This is a genomic window from Streptomyces sparsogenes subsp. cuspidosporus, assembly GCF_039532705.1.
Taxonomy (GTDB): Bacteria; Actinomycetota; Actinomycetes; order Streptomycetales; family Streptomycetaceae; genus Streptomyces; species Streptomyces sparsogenes.
Genome location: NZ_BAAASD010000042.1, coordinates 17454 through 33426, shown reverse-complemented (window position 1 = coordinate 33426; position 15973 = coordinate 17454). Strand labels below are relative to the sequence as shown.

Genomic DNA, 15973 nt, shown 5'->3' with positions numbered 1-15973 from the left:
GCTGCGGGCCGTGCTGCCCCGGACGCTGCGGGCCCGGCTCACCGCGGGGCTGGTGGTGCTGCTGGCGGTGGCGTCGCTGGCCGTCGGGCTGACCACGGTGCTGGCCCTGGAGGGCTTCCTGGTGCGCCGCCTGGACCAGCAGCTGGTGGCGGCCGGGGGCCGTTTCCCGGCGAGCCTGGAGCACGGCGAGCGGCCGGACGCCGACAACGGCCCGGATACGCGCGGCCAGTCCGCGTACACCTTCGGCGCCCGGCTGAAGGGCGGGGAGACGACGCGGGCCGCGGTGGTGCGGGACAACACGGACGCCCATGTGCCGCTCACCGACGCCGACCGGCGGGCCCTGGCGGGCCTGCCCCCCGATGGGCGCGGGCACGACGTCCGGCTGTCGGCGATCGGCGCGTACCGGGTCCTCGCGGTCCCGGGGGACGACGGCGATGTGCTGGTCACCGGCCTGCCGCTGCGTCCGGTGGAGGAGACGGTGCACCGGGTGGTGCTGGTGGAAGGCGTGGTCTTCGGGTCGGCGCTCGCGGTGACCGGGGTGGTGGGGGCGCTGTGGGTGCGGCTGTCCCTGCGGCCGCTGCGGCGGGTGACCGCCACCGCGGCCGGGGTGGCGCGGCTGCCGCTGGCCAGCGGGGAGGTGGCGATGCCGACGCCGGTGCCGGACACCGATCCGCGCACCGAGGTCGGCCAGGTGGGCGCCGCGCTGAACCGGATGCTGGGGCACGTCGGCGACGCGCTGGCCAGCCGGCACGCCGGCGAGGAGCGGCTGCGGCAGTTCGCCGCGGACGCCAGCCACGAACTGAGGACGCCGGTGGCCACCGTGCGCGGCCACGCCGAGCTGGCGCTGCGCCACCCGGGGCCGGTGCCCGGCCAGGTGCGCCACGCGCTGGAGCGGATCCAGTCGGAGTCGGAGCGGATGAGCGCGCTGGTCGACGATCTGCTGCTGCTCGCGCGGCTGGACGCGGGCCGGCCGCTGGCCCGCGGGCCGGTCGATCTGACGCGGCTGGTGCTGGACGCGACGGGCGACGCGCGTGCCGCGGGGCCGGAGCACCGCTGGACGCTGGAGCTGCCCGAGGAGCCGGTGACGGTCACGGGTGACGAGCACCGGCTGCAGCAGGTGGTGGCCAATCTGCTGGCCAACGCGCGGGCGCACACCCCGCCGGGCACGGAGGCGGCGGTCGGTCTGGTGGCGCGCGCGGGGCGGGTGGAGCTGACGGTGGCGGACGACGGGCCGGGCATCCCCGAGGCGCTGCTGCCGGAGGTGTTCGAGCGCTTCGCGCGCGCCGACCCCAGCCGCTCGCGGGCGGCGGGCGGCTCCGGCCTGGGGCTGTCGATCGTACGGGCGGTGGTGGCGGCGCACGGCGGGACGATCGGGGTGACGAGCCGGCCGGGCAGGACGGTCTTCCGGGTGACGCTGCCGGAGGCGCGGGAGGCGGAGGCCGGGCTGCCGATCGTTGCCCAGGCGTAACGGGGCGGGGCCGGTCAGGTCTGGGTGTCGCCCGGGAGCACCGTGGCGGGCGCGGCCGGGGCCACCTCCACCGCCCCGGTCTTCACGCTGCGCCGCTCGCGCTTGGCGACCCAGGTGGCGAGCCAGGACAGCAGCATGCACATGCCGATGTAGACCGGGGAGATGATCATGACGACCGGGATGAAGGGGAGGCCGTAGTCGAGGTTGCCGGCGATGAGCTTGCCGGCGTGGAGGAACTCCTCGTAGGTGATGAGGAAGCCGAGCGAGGTGTCCTTCAGGGCCACCACCAGCTGGCTGATGATGGCCGGCAGCATCGCGCGCACCCCCTGCGGCACCAGGACGTGCGTCATGACCTGCGTCTTGTTCATGCCGAGGGAGTACGCGGCCTCGCGCTGCCCGCGCTCGACGGAGTTGACCCCCGCCCGGAACACCTCGGCGAGCACCGAGCCGTTGTAGAGGGTCAGTCCGGTGACGAGCGCGGGGAGCGGCTGCACCTTCAGCGCCACGAACACGAAGAAGATCATCACCAGCAGCGGCATCGCGCGGAAGAACTCCACGACCAGGGTGGCGACCCAGCGCACCGGGCGGTGGTCGGAAAGTCGCCCGGCGGCGAGGACCCCGCCGAGGGCGAGGGAGAGGACCGCGGCGAGGCCGAAGGCCTTGAGGGTGTTGCCGAGCCCGCGCAGCAGCAGGAGCTGGATGCCCTTGTACTCGAAGGGCCGCCACTTCTCGGCCGCGAACTGGCCGGTGTCGACGAGCGCGTACCCGACCCAGCCGAGCAGGAGCAGCAGGACGAGGCCGGCGAGGAGGGCGTAGAGGCGGTGGCGGGCCCGCGCGTGGGGGCCGGGGATGTCGTAGAGGGCGCTGGCGGCGGTCATCGGGGCACTCCCCAGCGGCGCTCCAGCACATGGAAGAGCCCGCTGATGGCGAGCGTGATGATCAGATAGCCGACGGCGATCCAGAGGAAGGTCCAGATGATGCTGTAGCCGAGTTCGTTGAGCGGTTTGTAGGTGCCGAGCAGCTCGGTCACGCTGAACGAGCCGGCGATGGCGGAGTTCTTGGCGAGCGCGATCAGGGTCGAGCCGATGGGCGGGATGACCGTGCGGAACGCCTGCGGCAGGACCACCGCGCCGAGGGTCTGGGGGAAGCTCATGCCCAGGCTGCGGGCCGCCTCGCCCTGCCCGAGCGGCACGGTGTTGATGCCGGAGCGCACCGCCTCGCAGATGAAGGCCGAGGTGTAGCAGCCGAGGGCGAGTACCGCGAAGGTGAAGAACGGCAGGACGAGCCCGAAGCGGGGCAGGCCGAGCATCACCGCGAAGAACAGCAGGGTCAGCGGGGTGTTGCGGAGCACCGTGACCCAGGCGGTGCCGAAGGCCCGCAGCGGGGCGACCGGGGCGACGCGGAAGCCGGCCATCAGGACGCCGAGCCCGAGCGCGAGCAGCGAGGCGTAGACGGTGAGCTGCACGGTGCCGAGGAAGCCCTCGCCGTAGAGGGAGAAGTTCTGCGTGAGTACGTCCATGGGGGTGGGTCCTGGTCTGGTGTTGGTACTGGTGCTGGTGCTGGTCTTCCGGTTCGGGGGGTTCTCAGCGCGCCGGGTAGCGGTCGATGCGGGGCGGCCTGGGCGCGGGCACTCCGGAGCGGCCCAGGGTCGCGTTGTACGCCCTCCGCCAGTCGCCGTTGCGCTCACGGGCCCGGATGGCGTCGTCGAGGGCGAAGCGCAGCGCGGTGTCCTTCTTGGGCACGCCGATGCCGTACGGCTCCTTGGAGAAGGGTTTGCCGACGACCTTCAGCTCGCTCGGGGCCTTGGCCGCGTAGCCCAGCAGGATGGTGTTGTCGGTGGTGACCGCGTCCACCTGGAGGCTGATCAGGTTGTCGACGCAGACCGAGTAGGTGTCGTACGCGACCGCGCGGGCCTTGGGGTAGTCGGCCTGGAGGCGCATCAGCGGGGTGGAGCCGGCCACCGAGCACACGGTCTTGCCGGCGAGGTCCTGCGGGCCGTGGATGTCGTTCTCGTCCTTGCGCACCAGCAGCGACTGGCCGGCCATGAAGTAGGGGCCGGCGAAGCCGACCAGGCGTTTGCGCAGGGGGTTGATGGTGTAGGTGCCGACGTAGTAGTCGATCTGGCCGTTCTGGAGGGCGGTCTCGCGGTTCGCCGACGCGATGGTCTTGAACCTGATCGTTTTGGGGTCGAAGCCGAGCGAGGCGGCCATCATCTTGGCGATCTCGATGTCGAAGCCGGAGTAGCGGCCGGTGGCCGGGTCCTTCTCGCCCAGGTACGGCTGGTCCTCCTTGACGCCGACCACCAGGTATCCGCGGCGCTTGGCCTTGCGCCAGGTGGGCGAGGCGGGCAGCCGGAAGCCGGTGGCCACCTGGTAGGCGGGCAGCGCCTCGGGTTTGGGCCCCTTGACCGGGGGGCTGCCCTCCTTGCCGCAGCCGCCGGCGGCGAGGAGGGTCAGGGCGAGGGCCAGGGCCGCGAGCGTGCGGCGGATGCGCGTCATGGGATCCACCCGGGACTCAGTGCTTGAGGATCTTGGAGAGGAAGTCCTTGGCGCGCTCGGTGCGCGGCGCGGAGAAGAACTCGTCGGGCGGCCGGTCCTCGACGATCGCGCCGCCGTCCATGAAGACGACGCGGTGGGCGGCGTAGCGCGCGAACCCCATCTCGTGGGTGACCACGACCATCGTCATGCCCTCGCGGGCCAGTTGGCGCATGACCTCGAGCACCTCGTTGATCATCTCCGGGTCGAGGGCGGAGGTCGGCTCGTCGAAGAGCATCGCCTTGGGGTCCATGGCCAGCGCGCGGGCGATGGCCACCCGCTGCTGCTGGCCGCCCGACAGCTGGGCGGGGTACTTGTCCGCCTGGTCGGCGAGCCCGACCCGGCCGAGCAGCTCGCGGGCGCGCCGCTCGGCCTCCTGTTTGGTCCGGCCGCGCACCTTGAGCTGGGCGAGCATCACATTGGCCAGCACGGTCTTGTGCGCGAAGAGGTTGAAGGACTGGAAGACCATCCCCACGTCGGCGCGCAGCCGGGCGAGTTCCCTGCCCTCCTCGGGCAGCGGGACCCCGTCCACGGTGATGGTGCCGGAGTCGATCGCCTCCAGGCGGTTGATGGTCCGGCACAGGGTGGACTTGCCGGAGCCGGAGGGGCCGATGACGACCACCACCTCGCCGCGGCCGACGGTGAGGTCGATGTCCCGCAGGACGTGCAGCGCGCCGAAGTGCTTGTTGACCTCGCGCAGCTCGATCAACGGTTCGCCGACGGCCATACCCGGCCCCACCCACTTTCAGCTGTGTCGCGCTCAGCGCAAACTATCCGCACAAAAGCGGCGCTCCGTCGACGACACGCATCAATGGGTACTTAACCCTCGGGCGACCGGGGGACGCGGCTCAGATCTCCGCGACCTCCGCGTACACACGGGAGAGCTCGGGCGCGCCGTCGGCCGCCCACTCCTGCCCCGCCCCCACCACGTCGATCTCCCGCCCGGAGGCGAGCCGGACCACCGGCCGCCCGTTGGGCCACACCTGCCACAGGGCGCCGGGCACGGTACGGATGATCACCGTGCCCAGGTACAGCCCGGCGTCGTTGCCGAGCCACGTCAGCTCCTCGGGGTCGTCGCGCCAGCGCGGCAGCAGCTGGTCCAGCGCCTCGAGGGAGGCCGCCGAGTCGTCGAGCCCCACCCCCGCGGACGCCGCCCGGGCGCGCAGCAGCTCACACTCCGACAGCAACTGCGCCACGCCCTGTGGATCCGCCTCCCGGGTGGCCATGACAGCCGTACCGCGCGCCAGGTCGTATCGCTTGCGCCAGTTGCCCAAGAAAGGGATGTTCATACCGCTCAGCGTGGCATCCCCGCGCTCGGCGCACCACAGGGCGCGCGGAGCCCGTTTCCCGATCATTGCCTTGACGCCACCCACCCGTCTCCCTACGTTCGTCCCGCACCTGTCGGATCGCCGGTTGGGTTGGTTGCGAGAGGGGACACACGCATGCTCGTCGGCAGACGGTGGACAGCGACCGCGTTCGTCACGGGAGGTGTCGCCCTCTCCTTCGCCTGGCCGGCGGCGCCCGCGGGCGCCGCCACGCCGGGGCCGCCCGGTGAAGAACCCCGAAAGCCGCTCCCCTTGGAGCGGCTCTTCGACAACAGGGCGGTCAGCGACGACGCCGACCCCGGCGGGGCGGACTTCGACGGCACGGGCGACTCGCTGTCCGCGCAGGACCTGCGGGCCGCCGGCTGGACCCCGGGCCGCACCCTCACCATCGACTCGGCCCGGCTCACCTGGCCCCGAGCCGCGCGCCCCGGCGGCGCCCGCCCCGACAACGTACGGGCCGACGGGCAGGCGGTACTGCTGCGCGGGCGCGGCGACGCGCTGTCCTTCCTGGTCGCGGGCACCGGCGGCGAGGCGAGCGGCACCGGCACGGTCCGCTACCGGGACGGGTCGAGCAGTACGTACACCCTCACCGCCCCGGACTGGCGCTCGGGCCCGACGGCCACCCGGGCCGTCGCCCTCCCGCACATCAACAGCGGCGCCGGGCAGCGGGTGGAGACCGCGCGGCTGTACGCGGTGACGGTGCCGGTGGAGCGCGGCCGGGACATCGCCTCGGTGGTGCTGCCCCGGGACCCGGACGCGGCCGATCTGCATGTGTTCGCCGCCTCGGTGCGCCGCGCCGCCGACGGCTGGACCGGCAGTTGGGCGGCGAGCACCAGCGGATACCCGGCGGTCGGCCCGTGGAGCGACCAGACACTGCGGCTGGTGGTGCACACCAGCGCGGGCGGGCCCACGGCCCGGATCCGGCTGGCCAACACCTTCGCGGCCGCCCCCGTGCGGATCGGCCGGGCCAGCGTGTCCGTGCAGGCCGAGGGCGCGGCGGCGGACGGCGACCCGGTGCCGCTGACCTTCGGCGGCCGGGACGGGACCGAGATCCCGGCGGGGGCCCAGGAGTTCAGCGACCCGGTCGGCTTCGACGTCCCGCCGGACGCGAATCTGCTGGTGAGCATCCATCTGCCGGACGCGGTCCGGGCGGTGCCGGTGCACAGCCAGGCCACCCAGCGCTCGTATCTGAGCCCGCCCGGCAGCGGCGACCACACGGCCGACGCGGACGGCGGGGCGTACACCGGCACCCTGACCACCTGGCCCTTTCTGACCGGGGTGGACGTCGGCGGCGGGCCGGGGTCGGTGGTGACGCTCGGCGACTCGATCACCGACGGCACCAAGTCGACCGCCGACGCCAATCGCCGCTGGCCGGATGTGCTGGCCCGGCGGCTGCGGGAGCAGTCGGAGGTCCCCGCGTACGGGGTGCTCAACCAGGGCATCTCCGCCAACCGCGTGGTCACCGACCGCTACCCGGGCGAGGGCGTCAGCACCGACACCGGCGGGGTGAGCGCCCAGCACCGGCTGGAGCGCGATGTGTTCGCCCAGACCGGGGTGCGCACGGTCGTCGTCTTCGAGGGCGTCAACGATCTGCGCTGGGGCGCCTCGGCCGAGGAACTGACCGCCGGGCTGCACGCCATCGCCCGGCGGGCCCACGAGCGGGGGCTGCGGGTGGTGGTGGCGACGATCGCGCCCTGCGAGGGCGAGTCCCTGTGCACCGCCGACGTGGACGCCCGGCGCTCCGCCGTCAACGCCTTCATCCGGGGCGGCGGCGCCGGGGAGTTCGACGCGGTCCTCGACTTCGACGCCGTGGTGCGGGATCCGCTGCGGCCGCAGCGGATCCTGCCGGCCTACGACAGCGGCGACCACCTGCACCCCGGGGACGCGGGGCTGCGGGCGATGGCCGACTCGATCGACCTGCGGCGGCTGGTGGGCTGACGGGCCGACGGGCCGACCATGTGACACGGGCGGCCCGGCGGCCACGGTCCGGGCGGTCTCACGTCTCCGGGGAGACGTGGCCGCGGGCTCGGGTCAGATGGGCGTAGACCACGACGTTTCCCCGGTAGCCGGACCCCGGGGTGTAGCCGCCACCGCAGGTGATGAGGCGCAACTGCGGGCGCCGGGTGGGACCGTAGACGCGGTCGGCGGGGATGGCCCGCTTGGGGTGGACCTCGATGGCGTCGACGGTGAACTCGGCGGTGGTTCCGTCGGCGCGGGTGACCTGGACCCGGTCCCGCCGGTGCAGGGCGCCCAGCCCGTAGAAGACGGCCGGGCCCCGCGCGGTGTCGACGTGGCCGTCGATGACGGCGTTCCCCGCGCTGCCGGGGGTCGGGCTCTCCACGTACCAGCCCGCCACGTTCGGCTTGGCGGCCGGTGGGGCCTGGAGGTATCCGGACGCGTCCAGGCCGACGCCGGCCACCGGCGCGTCGACTCCGATCCGGGGGATGCGGATCCGCGTGGGCCGCGACAGCGGCATCGGGGATGCGACCGGTCCCCCGGCGGCGGGCCCGGTGGCGGCGGGCCCGGTGGCGGCGGGCCCGGCCGGCCACGCCTCGGCCGCGGAGGGGCTGGGCGGCGCCTGCACGTGGGTGCCGGCCTGCACCATTCCGCAGCCGAGCCAGAAGGCGACCCCGGCCGCGGTGAGGGTCAGGCGGGTGCCGCGCGGGAGAGGACCGCGCGGGGCGGTGCCGTGGGCGAAGGGACGTCGCACCTGGCTCGCCTTCCGTGGGTCGGGGGTGACGGGAGCGGGACGGAGCGCGGATCAGGGCCTCCCCTCCCCCGGCGGGAAAGGGCTCGGTGGGGCCCGGGGAGGCCCTGACCGCGTGGTGGCTACCCGGTCAGCCGGTCAGGCGCCCGCGTCGCCGCGGCGACGGCGCAGCGCCACCGCACAGCCCGCGATGGCGGACGCCACCAGCGCGCCCCCGGCGAGGGTCTCGGCCGTGTTGACCCCGGCCACCGAGCCGCCCGAGCCGGCGAGCACTCCCTTGGGGACCCGCGCGTTCGTTGTGGGGAACCCCTCCTTGCCACAGGTGATGACGGCGCTGGCGCCGCGGACGGTCACCTCCACGGTGCCCTTGCGCAGCGTCTCGACCTCGGTCCCGGCCGGCGTGGTGAACTCCGTGCCCTTGCCGTCGGTCTTGTGCTCCACGCCCTTGGTGTCCTCGACGCGGACGTCGCCGACGCCGGCGCAGGCCACGATGTCGCCGTTGACGAGTTCGAGGCTGCCGCCCTCGGTACGCCCCTTGATGGGGGTCGCCCCGCCGCCGGCCCCGCCCGCGTACGCGGGGGCGGCGAGGGCGGCGACCATGGCGAGCGCGCCGCCGGCCGTGGCTATGGCATATGTCTTCCTGCTGTTCGCAGCCGACATCAATTCCTCCTCAAGGCTTGAAGCGCCGACGGATACCGTCGGTGCTTGGCCTTGAGCTTTGCCGCTGATCCGGACATATGCCCAGATATCAGGGACAAACGGGTGACATCGGGTCACTCTGCGTAGTGACGCGACGCCTGGAGGCGTGGCTCAGACGTCGAGGTCGACGACCACCGGGGCGTGGTCCGAGGCGCCCTTGCCCTTGCGCTCCTCGCGGTCCACATACGCGTCGCCGACGGCCTTGGCGAAGGGCTCGTTGCCGTAGACCAGGTCGATCCGCATGCCCCGGTTCTTCGGGAAGCACAGCTCGCGGTAGTCCCAGTACGTGAAGGGGTGGTCGTACTTCAGGGGGCGCGGCACCACATCGGACAGGCCCAGCTCGCGCAGGGCGGCCAGCGCGTCCCGCTCCTTGGTGGTGACATGCGTCAGGCCCTCGAAGAACGACGGGTCCCACACGTCCTCGTCGGCCGGCGCCACGTTGAAATCGCCGAGGACGGCGAAGGGGCGGCCGCCCGCGGCGTCGGCCGCGGCGGAGGTCCGCAGCGCCTCCAGCCAGCGCAGCTTGTAGTCGTAGTGCGGATGCCCGATCTCCCGGCCGTTGGGCACGTACACCGACTGGACGCGGACCGCGCCGCAGGTCGCGGCGATGGCGCGGGGCTCCTGCTCGCCGTCGTAGTCCGGGCCGCCGGGCAGGCCGGGGCTCACGTCGGCCAGGCCGACCCGGGAGAGCACCCCCACCCCGTTCCACCGGCCGGTGGCGTTGACCGCGGCCTCATAGCCGAGCTCGCGCAGCGGCTCGTAGGGGAAGGCGCTCTCGGCGCACTTGATCTCCTGTATGCACAGCACGTCCGTGCCGCTGCTCTCCAGCCAGGCGAGCAGGCGGGGCAGCCGCGCCGTGATCGAATTGACGTTCCAGGTCGCGATGCGCATAGGGGACAACCTACCGCGCGGGTCCGACAGCGCGGCCCCGGCGGCTCACAGGGTGATGCTCTCCCCCGGCGCCAGCCGTACGTGCTCGGCGCCGATCCCGGGGCCCTCGGGACCCAGCATCCGGCCGTAGACCAGCGGCGCGACCTCGGACAGCAGGGCGTCGTGGACGTCGAGCGCGCGGTCCGGCCCGACCTCGCGGACGTAGTCGACGAGCTCGGCGAGCTTGTTCCACGGCGCGTGGACCGGCAGCAGCAGGGTCTCCACCGGCCGCCCGGGCACGGTGAGCGCGTCGCCGGGGTGGAAGACCGAGCCGTCCACCACGTACCCCACGTTGGTGATCCGCGGGATGTCCGGATGGATGACGGCGTGGAGCTGCCCGTGGACCTCGATGTCGAATCCCGCGGCGCTGAAGGTGTCGCCCTCGCCGACGGTGTGCACCCGCCCCGGGAAGGCGCCCGCGATCCGGTCCGCCACACTGGCGAGCGTCCAGATCCGCGCGGCGGGCTCGGCCTCCAGCGCCGCCCGCAGCCGCCCCTCGTCGAAGTGGTCCATGTGCTCGTGGGTGACCAGGATCGCCTCCGCGCCGACCGCGGCGTCCTCCTCGCTGAACGCGCCGGGGTCGATGACGAGCGACCGCCCGTCCTTCTCCAGCCGGACGCAGGCGTGGCCCTTCTTGGTGAGCTTCATGAGGATCATTGTGCTCCCCCCGGGCACACGGGCCCGCCGTGCCCCGCTACCCCCTCGCCCGCATACCCCCCTCGCCCGCGTCACCCCTCGGGCGTGGTCTCCTCGCGGATGACGCGCTGGGCCACGGAGAACGCCGAGTTCGCGGTGGGCACCCCGCAGTAGACGGCGGTGTGCAGCAGCACCTCCTTGATCTCGGCCGGGGTCAGCCCGTTGCGCAGCGCGGCGCGGGTGTGGAAGGCCAGCTCGTCGAGATGGCCGCGGGCGGCGAGCGCGGTGAGGGTGATCACGCTGCGGGTGCGCCGGTCGAGGCCCGGCCGGGTCCACACCTCGCCCCAGGCGTAGCGGGTGATGAACTCCTGGAAGTCGCCGGTGAACTCGTCGGCGCCCGCCTGGGCTCGGTCCACATGGGCGTCGCCCAGCACTTCCCGGCGCACCCGGAGCCCCTTCTCGTACGTGTCCGCACGGCCGTCGGCGACGGCCGGGACGGGCTCGGCGGTGTAGGCGATCTCGGCGACCGGGGCGCCGCTGGGCGGCGCGGTGGCGAGCGCGGCCCGCGCCGCGGGGGCGGGGATCGCGGTCATCCCGGTCGGCTGGTCGGCGGGGAGCCAGGAGGTGGTGAAGTGGCGCACCAGAAGGTCGGTGACGGCGGCGGGCTGCTCCACCGGCGCCAGGTGGGAGGCGCCGGGGACCAGCGCGAGCCGGGCGTCGGGGATCCCGGCGACGAACACCCGGGCGTCGGCCGGCGGGGTCACCTCGTCGTCGGCGCCCACCACGACCAGGGTGGGCACGCCGATGCGGCCCAGCTCGGCGCGGATGTCGAAGGCGGCGAGGGCCTCACAGGCGGCGATGTAGCAGCCGGGGTCGGTGGTGCGGACCATCTGGACGGACCAGTCGACGATGGCGGGCTGCCCGGCGGCGAAGGCGGGGGTGAACCAGCGCTCGGGGGTGGCGCGGGCGATCGGGTCGAGGCCGTTGGTGCGGACCACGACGCCGCGCTGCCGGTAGGAGTCGGCGGTGCCGAAGCGCGGTGAGGCGGAGACGAGCGCGAGGGAGCCCACTCTGAGCGGATGTCTGAGGGCCAGCTCCGCGCCGACGGCCCCGCCGATCGAGCAACCCGCGTAGCCGAAGCGGTCGACACCCAGCCCGTCGAGCGTGGCCAGGAGCCGCTCGGCGAGGTCGGAGACGGCGGCGGCGGGGTGGGCGGGCGCGCCGCCGTGCCCTGGCAGGTCGAAGCGCAGCACGCGCCAATGGCGGGACAGCTCGGGTATCTGGCGATCCCACATGTGCCAGGTGGTGCCCAGGGAGGGCCCCAGGATCAGGACAGGGGCGTCTTCCGGCCCGTCAAACCGGTACTGCAGGGTGTTCGGTCGGGTCTCGCTCACCCGTCTGACCCTCTCATGTGTCATGAAATCCCACATCGCCGGTCCGAACCTAACGTCCTTTTCCCTCCTGCTGCGAGCCGCGCTCCGGACGCTGTCGGTGGCGGGTGGCAGCATCGCGCGTATGACGGACATCACGGCATTCGACTGGCGGTCCTTCCTGCTCGGATGGAGCGGGGAGTGGGCGGATTCCCTGCCTGACGGCGAGACGCGGGGCGAGGACGACGAGACCGCGCGGCGGGCGCGGTGGCTGGGGTTCCCGCCCGCGTCCGAGGAGCGGATCGCGGACATGGAGGAGCGCCTCGGCCGGCGGATGCCCCCGTCGTACCGGGAGTTCCTCAAGGTCAGCGACGGGTGGCGGCACGCGGGCGGGTTCGTGCGGCTGCTGGCGGGGACCGGGGACGCGCGCTGGCACAACGACGCGTCGGGGCTCGCGGTCGCCTTCGAGGGGTATCTGGACGAGAACGCCGGGCCCGAGGAGTGGCGGGAGGCGGACCTCTGGCGGCGCGGGTTACAGCTCGACGTCGAGTCCGACATCACCTACGTGCTCATGGATCCCGAGGACGTGGACGAGGACGGTGAGTGGGCCGTCTACACGTGGTCGAGCTGGCTGGCCGCGCCGCCCAAGCGGCACGCGAACTTCCTGGAGTTCATGCGGGCCATGCACCGGCAGTTCCACAGCCTGGAGGCGCACAGCGGCGACGGGGAAACGGAGTTCGCCAACGACACAACGCGAGAGCTGGACATCCAGGTGGAGGAGGCCCGGCTGGAGGCGCTGCGCGGCGGCTGGGAGCGGGCCGCGAAGGCGCTGGACGAGGCCAAGGAGTACGGCAGACCGCGGGCCGCCGGGCTGGGCGACCAGATACGGCGCCTGCTCGGACAGACCTACATGGTGCGCTTCAAGGGCTTGGTGACGGACCCGCGGTACGCGCCCGAGCTGTTGCCTCTGTTGATCGCCGAGCACGCGGCGCACTCGTACCGGGACGACTCCTCGCTGACGTTCCATCTGCAGGGCGCCGACGACGAGCTGGTGTCCCTGGCATACGCGATCCTGGAGGAGGTGCGGCGCGGCACGTACCGGTACACGGCGGCGGGGCCGTTCGGGGCGGCGGTCGAGCGGGCGCGGGAGCTGGCGCGGTGGGGGGACACCGACGGGGCGTGGCGGACGCTGATGAGCGCCGTGCCGCTGTGGGAGCCGCTGGGACCGGACCACCTGGCGCCGCTGGGGTGGGTGGCCGACCCCGTGCTCGGGCCGCTGCTGACCCCCGAGCGGGGCCGCGAGCTGCTGTCCACTCCACGGGGCGGGCAGCCGGGCGAGGCGCCGGGCCCGGCCGCCGGGCTCGACCCGGGCGGCCTGGCGTGGCTCGCGGAGCCGGACCCGGGCGGCAACCGCACGTCCTACCGGTTCGTCCTGGTGGAGGGGGTGGAGCCGGAGGAGTTGCCCGGACGTCTCGCGGACGGGGACGACGCCGTGCTGAGCCGACCCATGACCTTGTGGGAGGCGCGCCACGCGCTGCGGGACAAGAGGGAGTTCTCGTCCTACGACGACCGGGCCCTCATGGCGGTCGGCCGGGCCGGCCCCGGCTGGAGCTTCGCCTTCGACGGCGATCCCGCCCCGTTCGGTCGGCAGCGGTTCGTCTCCCCGGCCGCGGCCGCCGGCGCGGGCACCCGCGCGGTGGTGGTGTGGAGCGGTCTGAGGGCATGGTACGGCGAGTCGTTCTTCCACCTTTCCGTGGCGCTCGACGGGGCGGAGCAGTACGCGTTCACCTATGCCGACGGAGAGCTCGAACAGAGCGGGGAGATACCGCGGGCGCTGGATCCGAGCCGGTTCTTCGGCGGCCAGGACGACGTGGCCGAGGTGGAGCGGTCGCTGCTGGAAGCGGTGGCGGGGGAGTTCGGCGCGTCTCTGCCGCGTCATGCTCTCGTGAACGGGCGGCTGCACACATTCACCTCCCGTTCCTGGACGCGGCCGCCGAGGGACGGCGAGACGTACGCGGTGGTCCGGATCGGTTGAGCCGCCAGAGGGTGGCCCCCGCCCGGCCGGCCCGCCGGCGGGGGGCTGCGGCCGGCCGGGGGCTACGGGGTGACAGTGGAGACGACGTAGACCTTGGGATGGCGCCGGTTGTCGAAGTCGACGGTGATCTCCAGTTCCGGCTGGGGTTGCTTCTGGGTGAAGACCGTGCCGGCCCAGTCCTCGTCGCCGCCGAGCCGCCAGCCGACCTTCTCGGCCTCGTCGGCGTCGATGGTGATCTCGCCGTTCTTGAGGGCGGCGCGGTCGGTGCCGACGTTGACCAGGAACCGGTCGAGGCCCTGGACGGAGGTGACGAACTGCACGTACAGCGAGCTGCTCTTCCAGGCGTTGGTCTCGTAGTACGCCACGTCGGCGGAGTAGCCCGGGATCGGCACGTCGTAGATGCGCCGCTGCACCTTGCTGGGCCAGCCGGCGGTGAGGCCGGTGGCCGAGGCGTTCTCCTGCTTGTCCTCGCCGCTGTCGCGGCTCTGGAGCGCGGAGATGACCAGATAGCCGGCCGGGATGGTGATGAGCAGGAAGACCGCGAGCGCCTTGAGCCAGCGGCGCGGCGGGCGGCCGGCGGGGGGCGTGGGGGACTCGGTGGCGCGGTCGGTGCCCCGGCCGGGCGGTGAGCCGGTGCCCGGACGCTGGTCGGCGGCGGTCACTCGCGCCCCGCCTGTCCGCGCGACGCCAGCCGCAGGGGGCCGGTCCCGGTGCGCTCGTAGCGCTCCACGCGGCGCCGGTTGGCGCGGCGGAACCGGCGGGCGACCAGCCGGGCCAGGTCGGCGGCGCCGACCATGCCCGCCTCGGGGCCGAGCTGGGCCCGGGCGATACGGGCCTCCGGCCGGTAGCCGCGGCCGGTCAGGGTGCGCCGGAAGGCGTCCCGGGCCGGGCCGATCAACAGGTCGTCGGCGGCGCTGACGCCGCCGCCGATGACGAAGCAGGAGGGGTCGAGGGCGGCGGCCAGGTTGGCGATGCCGACGCCGAGCCACTGGCCGATGTCCTGGAGCAGCTCGACGCACATGGCGTCGCCCTCACGGGCCAGCTCGGTGATCAGCGGCCCGGTGATCTCCTGGATGTTGCCGCCGACCCGGTCGATGATCCCGTACGCGACCGGGGACTCGGCGGCGGCCAGCTCGCGGGCCTCCCTGACCAGCGCGTTTCCGGAGCTGTACTGCTCCCAGCAGCCGCGGTTGCCGCACGGGCAGCGGTGGCCGCCGGGCACCACCTGCATATGGCCGAACTCGCCCGCCACCCCGTACTTGCCGCGCTTGACCTGGCCGTCCTCCAGGATGGCGCCGCCGATGCCGGTGCCGAGGGTGATCATGACCAGGTGGTCCTCGCCGCGTCCCGCGCCGAAGCGCCACTCGGCCCACGCGGCGGCGTTGGCGTCGTTGTCGACCATCACCGGGACCGCGAGGCGCTCGGCGAGGCGGTCGCGCAGCGGCTCGTTGCGCCAGGACAGGTGGGGGGCGAACAGGACGCGGTTGCGGTCGGCGTCGACCCAGCCGGCGGCGCCGATGCCGACCGCGTGCACGTCGTGCCGGTCGGAGAGGTCCAGCACCAGCTCGGTGATGGTGTCCTCGACGACCTTGGGGCTCTTGGACTTGTCGGGCGTCTCGGTGCGGACCTTCTCCAGGATCTCGCCGTCGGCGTCGACGACTCCGGCCATCACCTTGGTGCCGCCGATGTCGATGCCGACGGTGGGCACGCGGGGCGCGGTGAGGTGCGAGCGGCGCTCGCGGGTGCCGACGGTGCGCAGCACGGTCGCCCGGGCCGACCCCCGGTGCACCCTTTCACGGTAGAGGCTCATCGGCTCGCCCCCTCGCCGAGGTCGGAGCCGCCGAGGCCGGAGCCGCCGCGGGCGGGGCCGACGGCCTCCCGGCCCGGGCCGGGAGGACCCGCCGGGGCGGCGGCGCGGGCGTGGGGGGTGCGGTCGCTGCGGGTGCGCAAGAGTTCGTCGTCCCTGCGGGGGTCTCGGGAGGCCGGGGCCTCGGCGTGCGTGGTCGTGGCGGGGTGGGACCCGCCGTGCGATTGTGCCTCACGCGCACCGGGCGCCGCATGGCGAGTCCCGCCGGGGGCGGGTCATCGCGCCATGCGGCGCCCGGGGTGCGCGGGGTGGCAGGCCTCGGCCGGGCCCCTCGGCCGAGCCTCTCGGCCGGCCCCTCGCACGGATCTCGCTCAGACCTCGCTCGGGCTCGCGCGGGCCTCGCTCAGACCTCGCTGGGCCCCGCTCAGACGTCGCTGGGCCTCGCTCACACCTCGCTGGGCC

Annotated in this window: 16 protein-coding genes; 3 read left to right on the top strand and 13 right to left on the bottom strand. The window is 73.8% G+C overall.

What is annotated here, in order from left to right; all coding sequences use genetic code 11:
• Window position 1 precedes the first annotated feature (1 nt).
• A complete protein-coding gene (locus ABFY07_RS34180; protein ID WP_346178258.1) occupies window positions 2-1468 on the top strand; it encodes a sensor histidine kinase in 1467 nt (488 codons plus the stop codon).
• Between the two features lie 14 nt (window positions 1469-1482).
• Here the strand turns inward: ABFY07_RS34180 and ABFY07_RS34175 are convergent, their stop codons facing one another.
• The 5 genes from ABFY07_RS34175 to ABFY07_RS34155 form a co-directional block, all read right to left on the bottom strand.
• Complete coding sequence (locus ABFY07_RS34175; protein ID WP_346178217.1) at window positions 1483-2346, bottom strand: amino acid ABC transporter permease; 864 nt, start codon at window positions 2344-2346, stop codon at window positions 1483-1485.
• Window positions 2343-2987, bottom strand: coding sequence for an amino acid ABC transporter permease (locus ABFY07_RS34170; protein ID WP_346178216.1), 645 nt, complete (start codon window positions 2985-2987; stop codon window positions 2343-2345). The genes ABFY07_RS34175 and ABFY07_RS34170 overlap by 4 nt, the downstream gene beginning before the upstream one ends.
• Before the next feature lie 64 nt (window positions 2988-3051).
• The gene (locus ABFY07_RS34165; protein WP_346178215.1) at window positions 3052-3966 is read right to left on the bottom strand and encodes a glutamate ABC transporter substrate-binding protein; all 915 of its coding nucleotides are present in this window, start codon (window positions 3964-3966) and stop codon (window positions 3052-3054) included.
• A 16-nt stretch (window positions 3967-3982) separates the two neighbouring features.
• Window positions 3983-4729: an amino acid ABC transporter ATP-binding protein gene (locus ABFY07_RS34160; protein ID WP_346178214.1), complete on the bottom strand. Its 747-nt coding sequence runs from the start codon at window positions 4727-4729 to the stop codon at window positions 3983-3985.
• 121 nt (window positions 4730-4850) lie between these two features.
• On the bottom strand, window positions 4851-5291 hold the full coding sequence (locus ABFY07_RS34155) for a DUF6278 family protein (RefSeq protein WP_346178213.1): 441 nt from the start codon (window positions 5289-5291) through the stop codon (window positions 4851-4853).
• A gap of 153 nt (window positions 5292-5444) precedes the next feature.
• On the opposite strand from ABFY07_RS34155, the gene ABFY07_RS34150 reads away from it, so the two are divergent.
• Window positions 5445-7265 (top strand): SGNH/GDSL hydrolase family protein, encoded by a 1821-nt coding sequence (locus ABFY07_RS34150; RefSeq protein ID WP_346178212.1) that lies wholly within the window; start codon window positions 5445-5447, stop codon window positions 7263-7265.
• 58 nt (window positions 7266-7323) lie between these two features.
• Here ABFY07_RS34150 and ABFY07_RS34145 read toward each other — a convergent pair whose 3' ends face one another.
• From ABFY07_RS34145 to pcaDC, 5 genes are all read right to left on the bottom strand, one after another.
• A complete protein-coding gene (locus ABFY07_RS34145; RefSeq protein WP_428837057.1) occupies window positions 7324-7932 on the bottom strand; it encodes a class F sortase in 609 nt (202 codons plus the stop codon).
• A 240-nt stretch (window positions 7933-8172) separates the two neighbouring features.
• A complete protein-coding gene (locus ABFY07_RS34140) occupies window positions 8173-8694 on the bottom strand; it encodes a hypothetical protein (protein ID WP_346178210.1) in 522 nt (173 codons plus the stop codon).
• A gap of 150 nt (window positions 8695-8844) precedes the next feature.
• The gene (locus tag ABFY07_RS34135; RefSeq protein WP_346178209.1) at window positions 8845-9624 is read right to left on the bottom strand and encodes an exodeoxyribonuclease III; all 780 of its coding nucleotides are present in this window, start codon (window positions 9622-9624) and stop codon (window positions 8845-8847) included.
• Between the two features lie 45 nt (window positions 9625-9669).
• Entirely contained in the window at window positions 9670-10311 is a 642-nt protein-coding gene (locus ABFY07_RS34130) for an MBL fold metallo-hydrolase (RefSeq protein WP_346178208.1), read from the bottom strand.
• Window positions 10312-10391: 80 nt separating this feature from the next.
• Window positions 10392-11693: a bifunctional 3-oxoadipate enol-lactonase/4-carboxymuconolactone decarboxylase PcaDC gene (pcaDC, locus tag ABFY07_RS34125; RefSeq protein WP_346178207.1), complete on the bottom strand. Its 1302-nt coding sequence runs from the start codon at window positions 11691-11693 to the stop codon at window positions 10392-10394.
• 121 nt (window positions 11694-11814) lie between these two features.
• Between pcaDC and ABFY07_RS34120 the strand changes: the two genes are divergently transcribed.
• Entirely contained in the window at window positions 11815-13704 is a 1890-nt protein-coding gene (locus ABFY07_RS34120; RefSeq protein WP_346178206.1) for an SMI1/KNR4 family protein, read from the top strand.
• A 62-nt stretch (window positions 13705-13766) separates the two neighbouring features.
• Here the strand turns inward: ABFY07_RS34120 and ABFY07_RS34115 are convergent, their stop codons facing one another.
• Genes ABFY07_RS34115 through ABFY07_RS34105 form a run of 3 tightly spaced genes read right to left on the bottom strand, consistent with a single transcriptional unit; the run spans window position 13767 to window position 15654 of the window.
• Window positions 13767-14366, bottom strand: a complete 600-nt coding sequence (locus ABFY07_RS34115) for a hypothetical protein (protein ID WP_346178205.1) — start codon at window positions 14364-14366, stop codon at window positions 13767-13769.
• Window positions 14363-15514: an ROK family glucokinase gene (locus tag ABFY07_RS34110; protein WP_065965669.1), complete on the bottom strand. Its 1152-nt coding sequence runs from the start codon at window positions 15512-15514 to the stop codon at window positions 14363-14365. The genes ABFY07_RS34115 and ABFY07_RS34110 overlap by 4 nt, the downstream gene beginning before the upstream one ends.
• Window positions 15511-15654 (bottom strand): hypothetical protein, encoded by a 144-nt coding sequence (locus ABFY07_RS34105; protein WP_346178204.1) that lies wholly within the window; start codon window positions 15652-15654, stop codon window positions 15511-15513. The genes ABFY07_RS34110 and ABFY07_RS34105 overlap by 4 nt, the downstream gene beginning before the upstream one ends.
• Window positions 15655-15973 lie beyond the last annotated feature (319 nt).

Excerpts from the sequence above, each read along its gene's own strand:
- ABFY07_RS34175 (WP_346178217.1), bottom strand. The coding sequence starts at position 2,346 with ATGACCGCCGCCAGCGCCCTCTACGACATCCCCGGCCCCCACGCGCGG.
- ABFY07_RS34170 (WP_346178216.1), bottom strand. The coding sequence starts at position 2,987 with ATGGACGTACTCACGCAGAACTTCTCCCTCTACGGCGAGGGCTTCCTC.
- ABFY07_RS34165 (WP_346178215.1), bottom strand. The coding sequence starts at position 3,966 with ATGACGCGCATCCGCCGCACGCTCGCGGCCCTGGCCCTCGCCCTGACC.
- ABFY07_RS34160 (WP_346178214.1), bottom strand. The coding sequence starts at position 4,729 with ATGGCCGTCGGCGAACCGTTGATCGAGCTGCGCGAGGTCAACAAGCAC.
- ABFY07_RS34155 (WP_346178213.1), bottom strand. The coding sequence starts at position 5,291 with ATGAACATCCCTTTCTTGGGCAACTGGCGCAAGCGATACGACCTGGCG.
- ABFY07_RS34150 (WP_346178212.1), top strand. The coding sequence starts at position 5,445 with ATGCTCGTCGGCAGACGGTGGACAGCGACCGCGTTCGTCACGGGAGGT.
- ABFY07_RS34145 (WP_428837057.1), bottom strand. The coding sequence starts at position 7,932 with ATGGTGCAGGCCGGCACCCACGTGCAGGCGCCGCCCAGCCCCTCCGCG.
- ABFY07_RS34140 (WP_346178210.1), bottom strand. The coding sequence starts at position 8,694 with ATGTCGGCTGCGAACAGCAGGAAGACATATGCCATAGCCACGGCCGGC.
- ABFY07_RS34135 (WP_346178209.1), bottom strand. The coding sequence starts at position 9,624 with ATGCGCATCGCGACCTGGAACGTCAATTCGATCACGGCGCGGCTGCCC.
- ABFY07_RS34130 (WP_346178208.1), bottom strand. The coding sequence starts at position 10,311 with ATGAAGCTCACCAAGAAGGGCCACGCCTGCGTCCGGCTGGAGAAGGAC.
- ABFY07_RS34120 (WP_346178206.1), top strand. The coding sequence starts at position 11,815 with ATGACGGACATCACGGCATTCGACTGGCGGTCCTTCCTGCTCGGATGG.
- ABFY07_RS34110 (WP_065965669.1), bottom strand. The coding sequence starts at position 15,514 with ATGAGCCTCTACCGTGAAAGGGTGCACCGGGGGTCGGCCCGGGCGACC.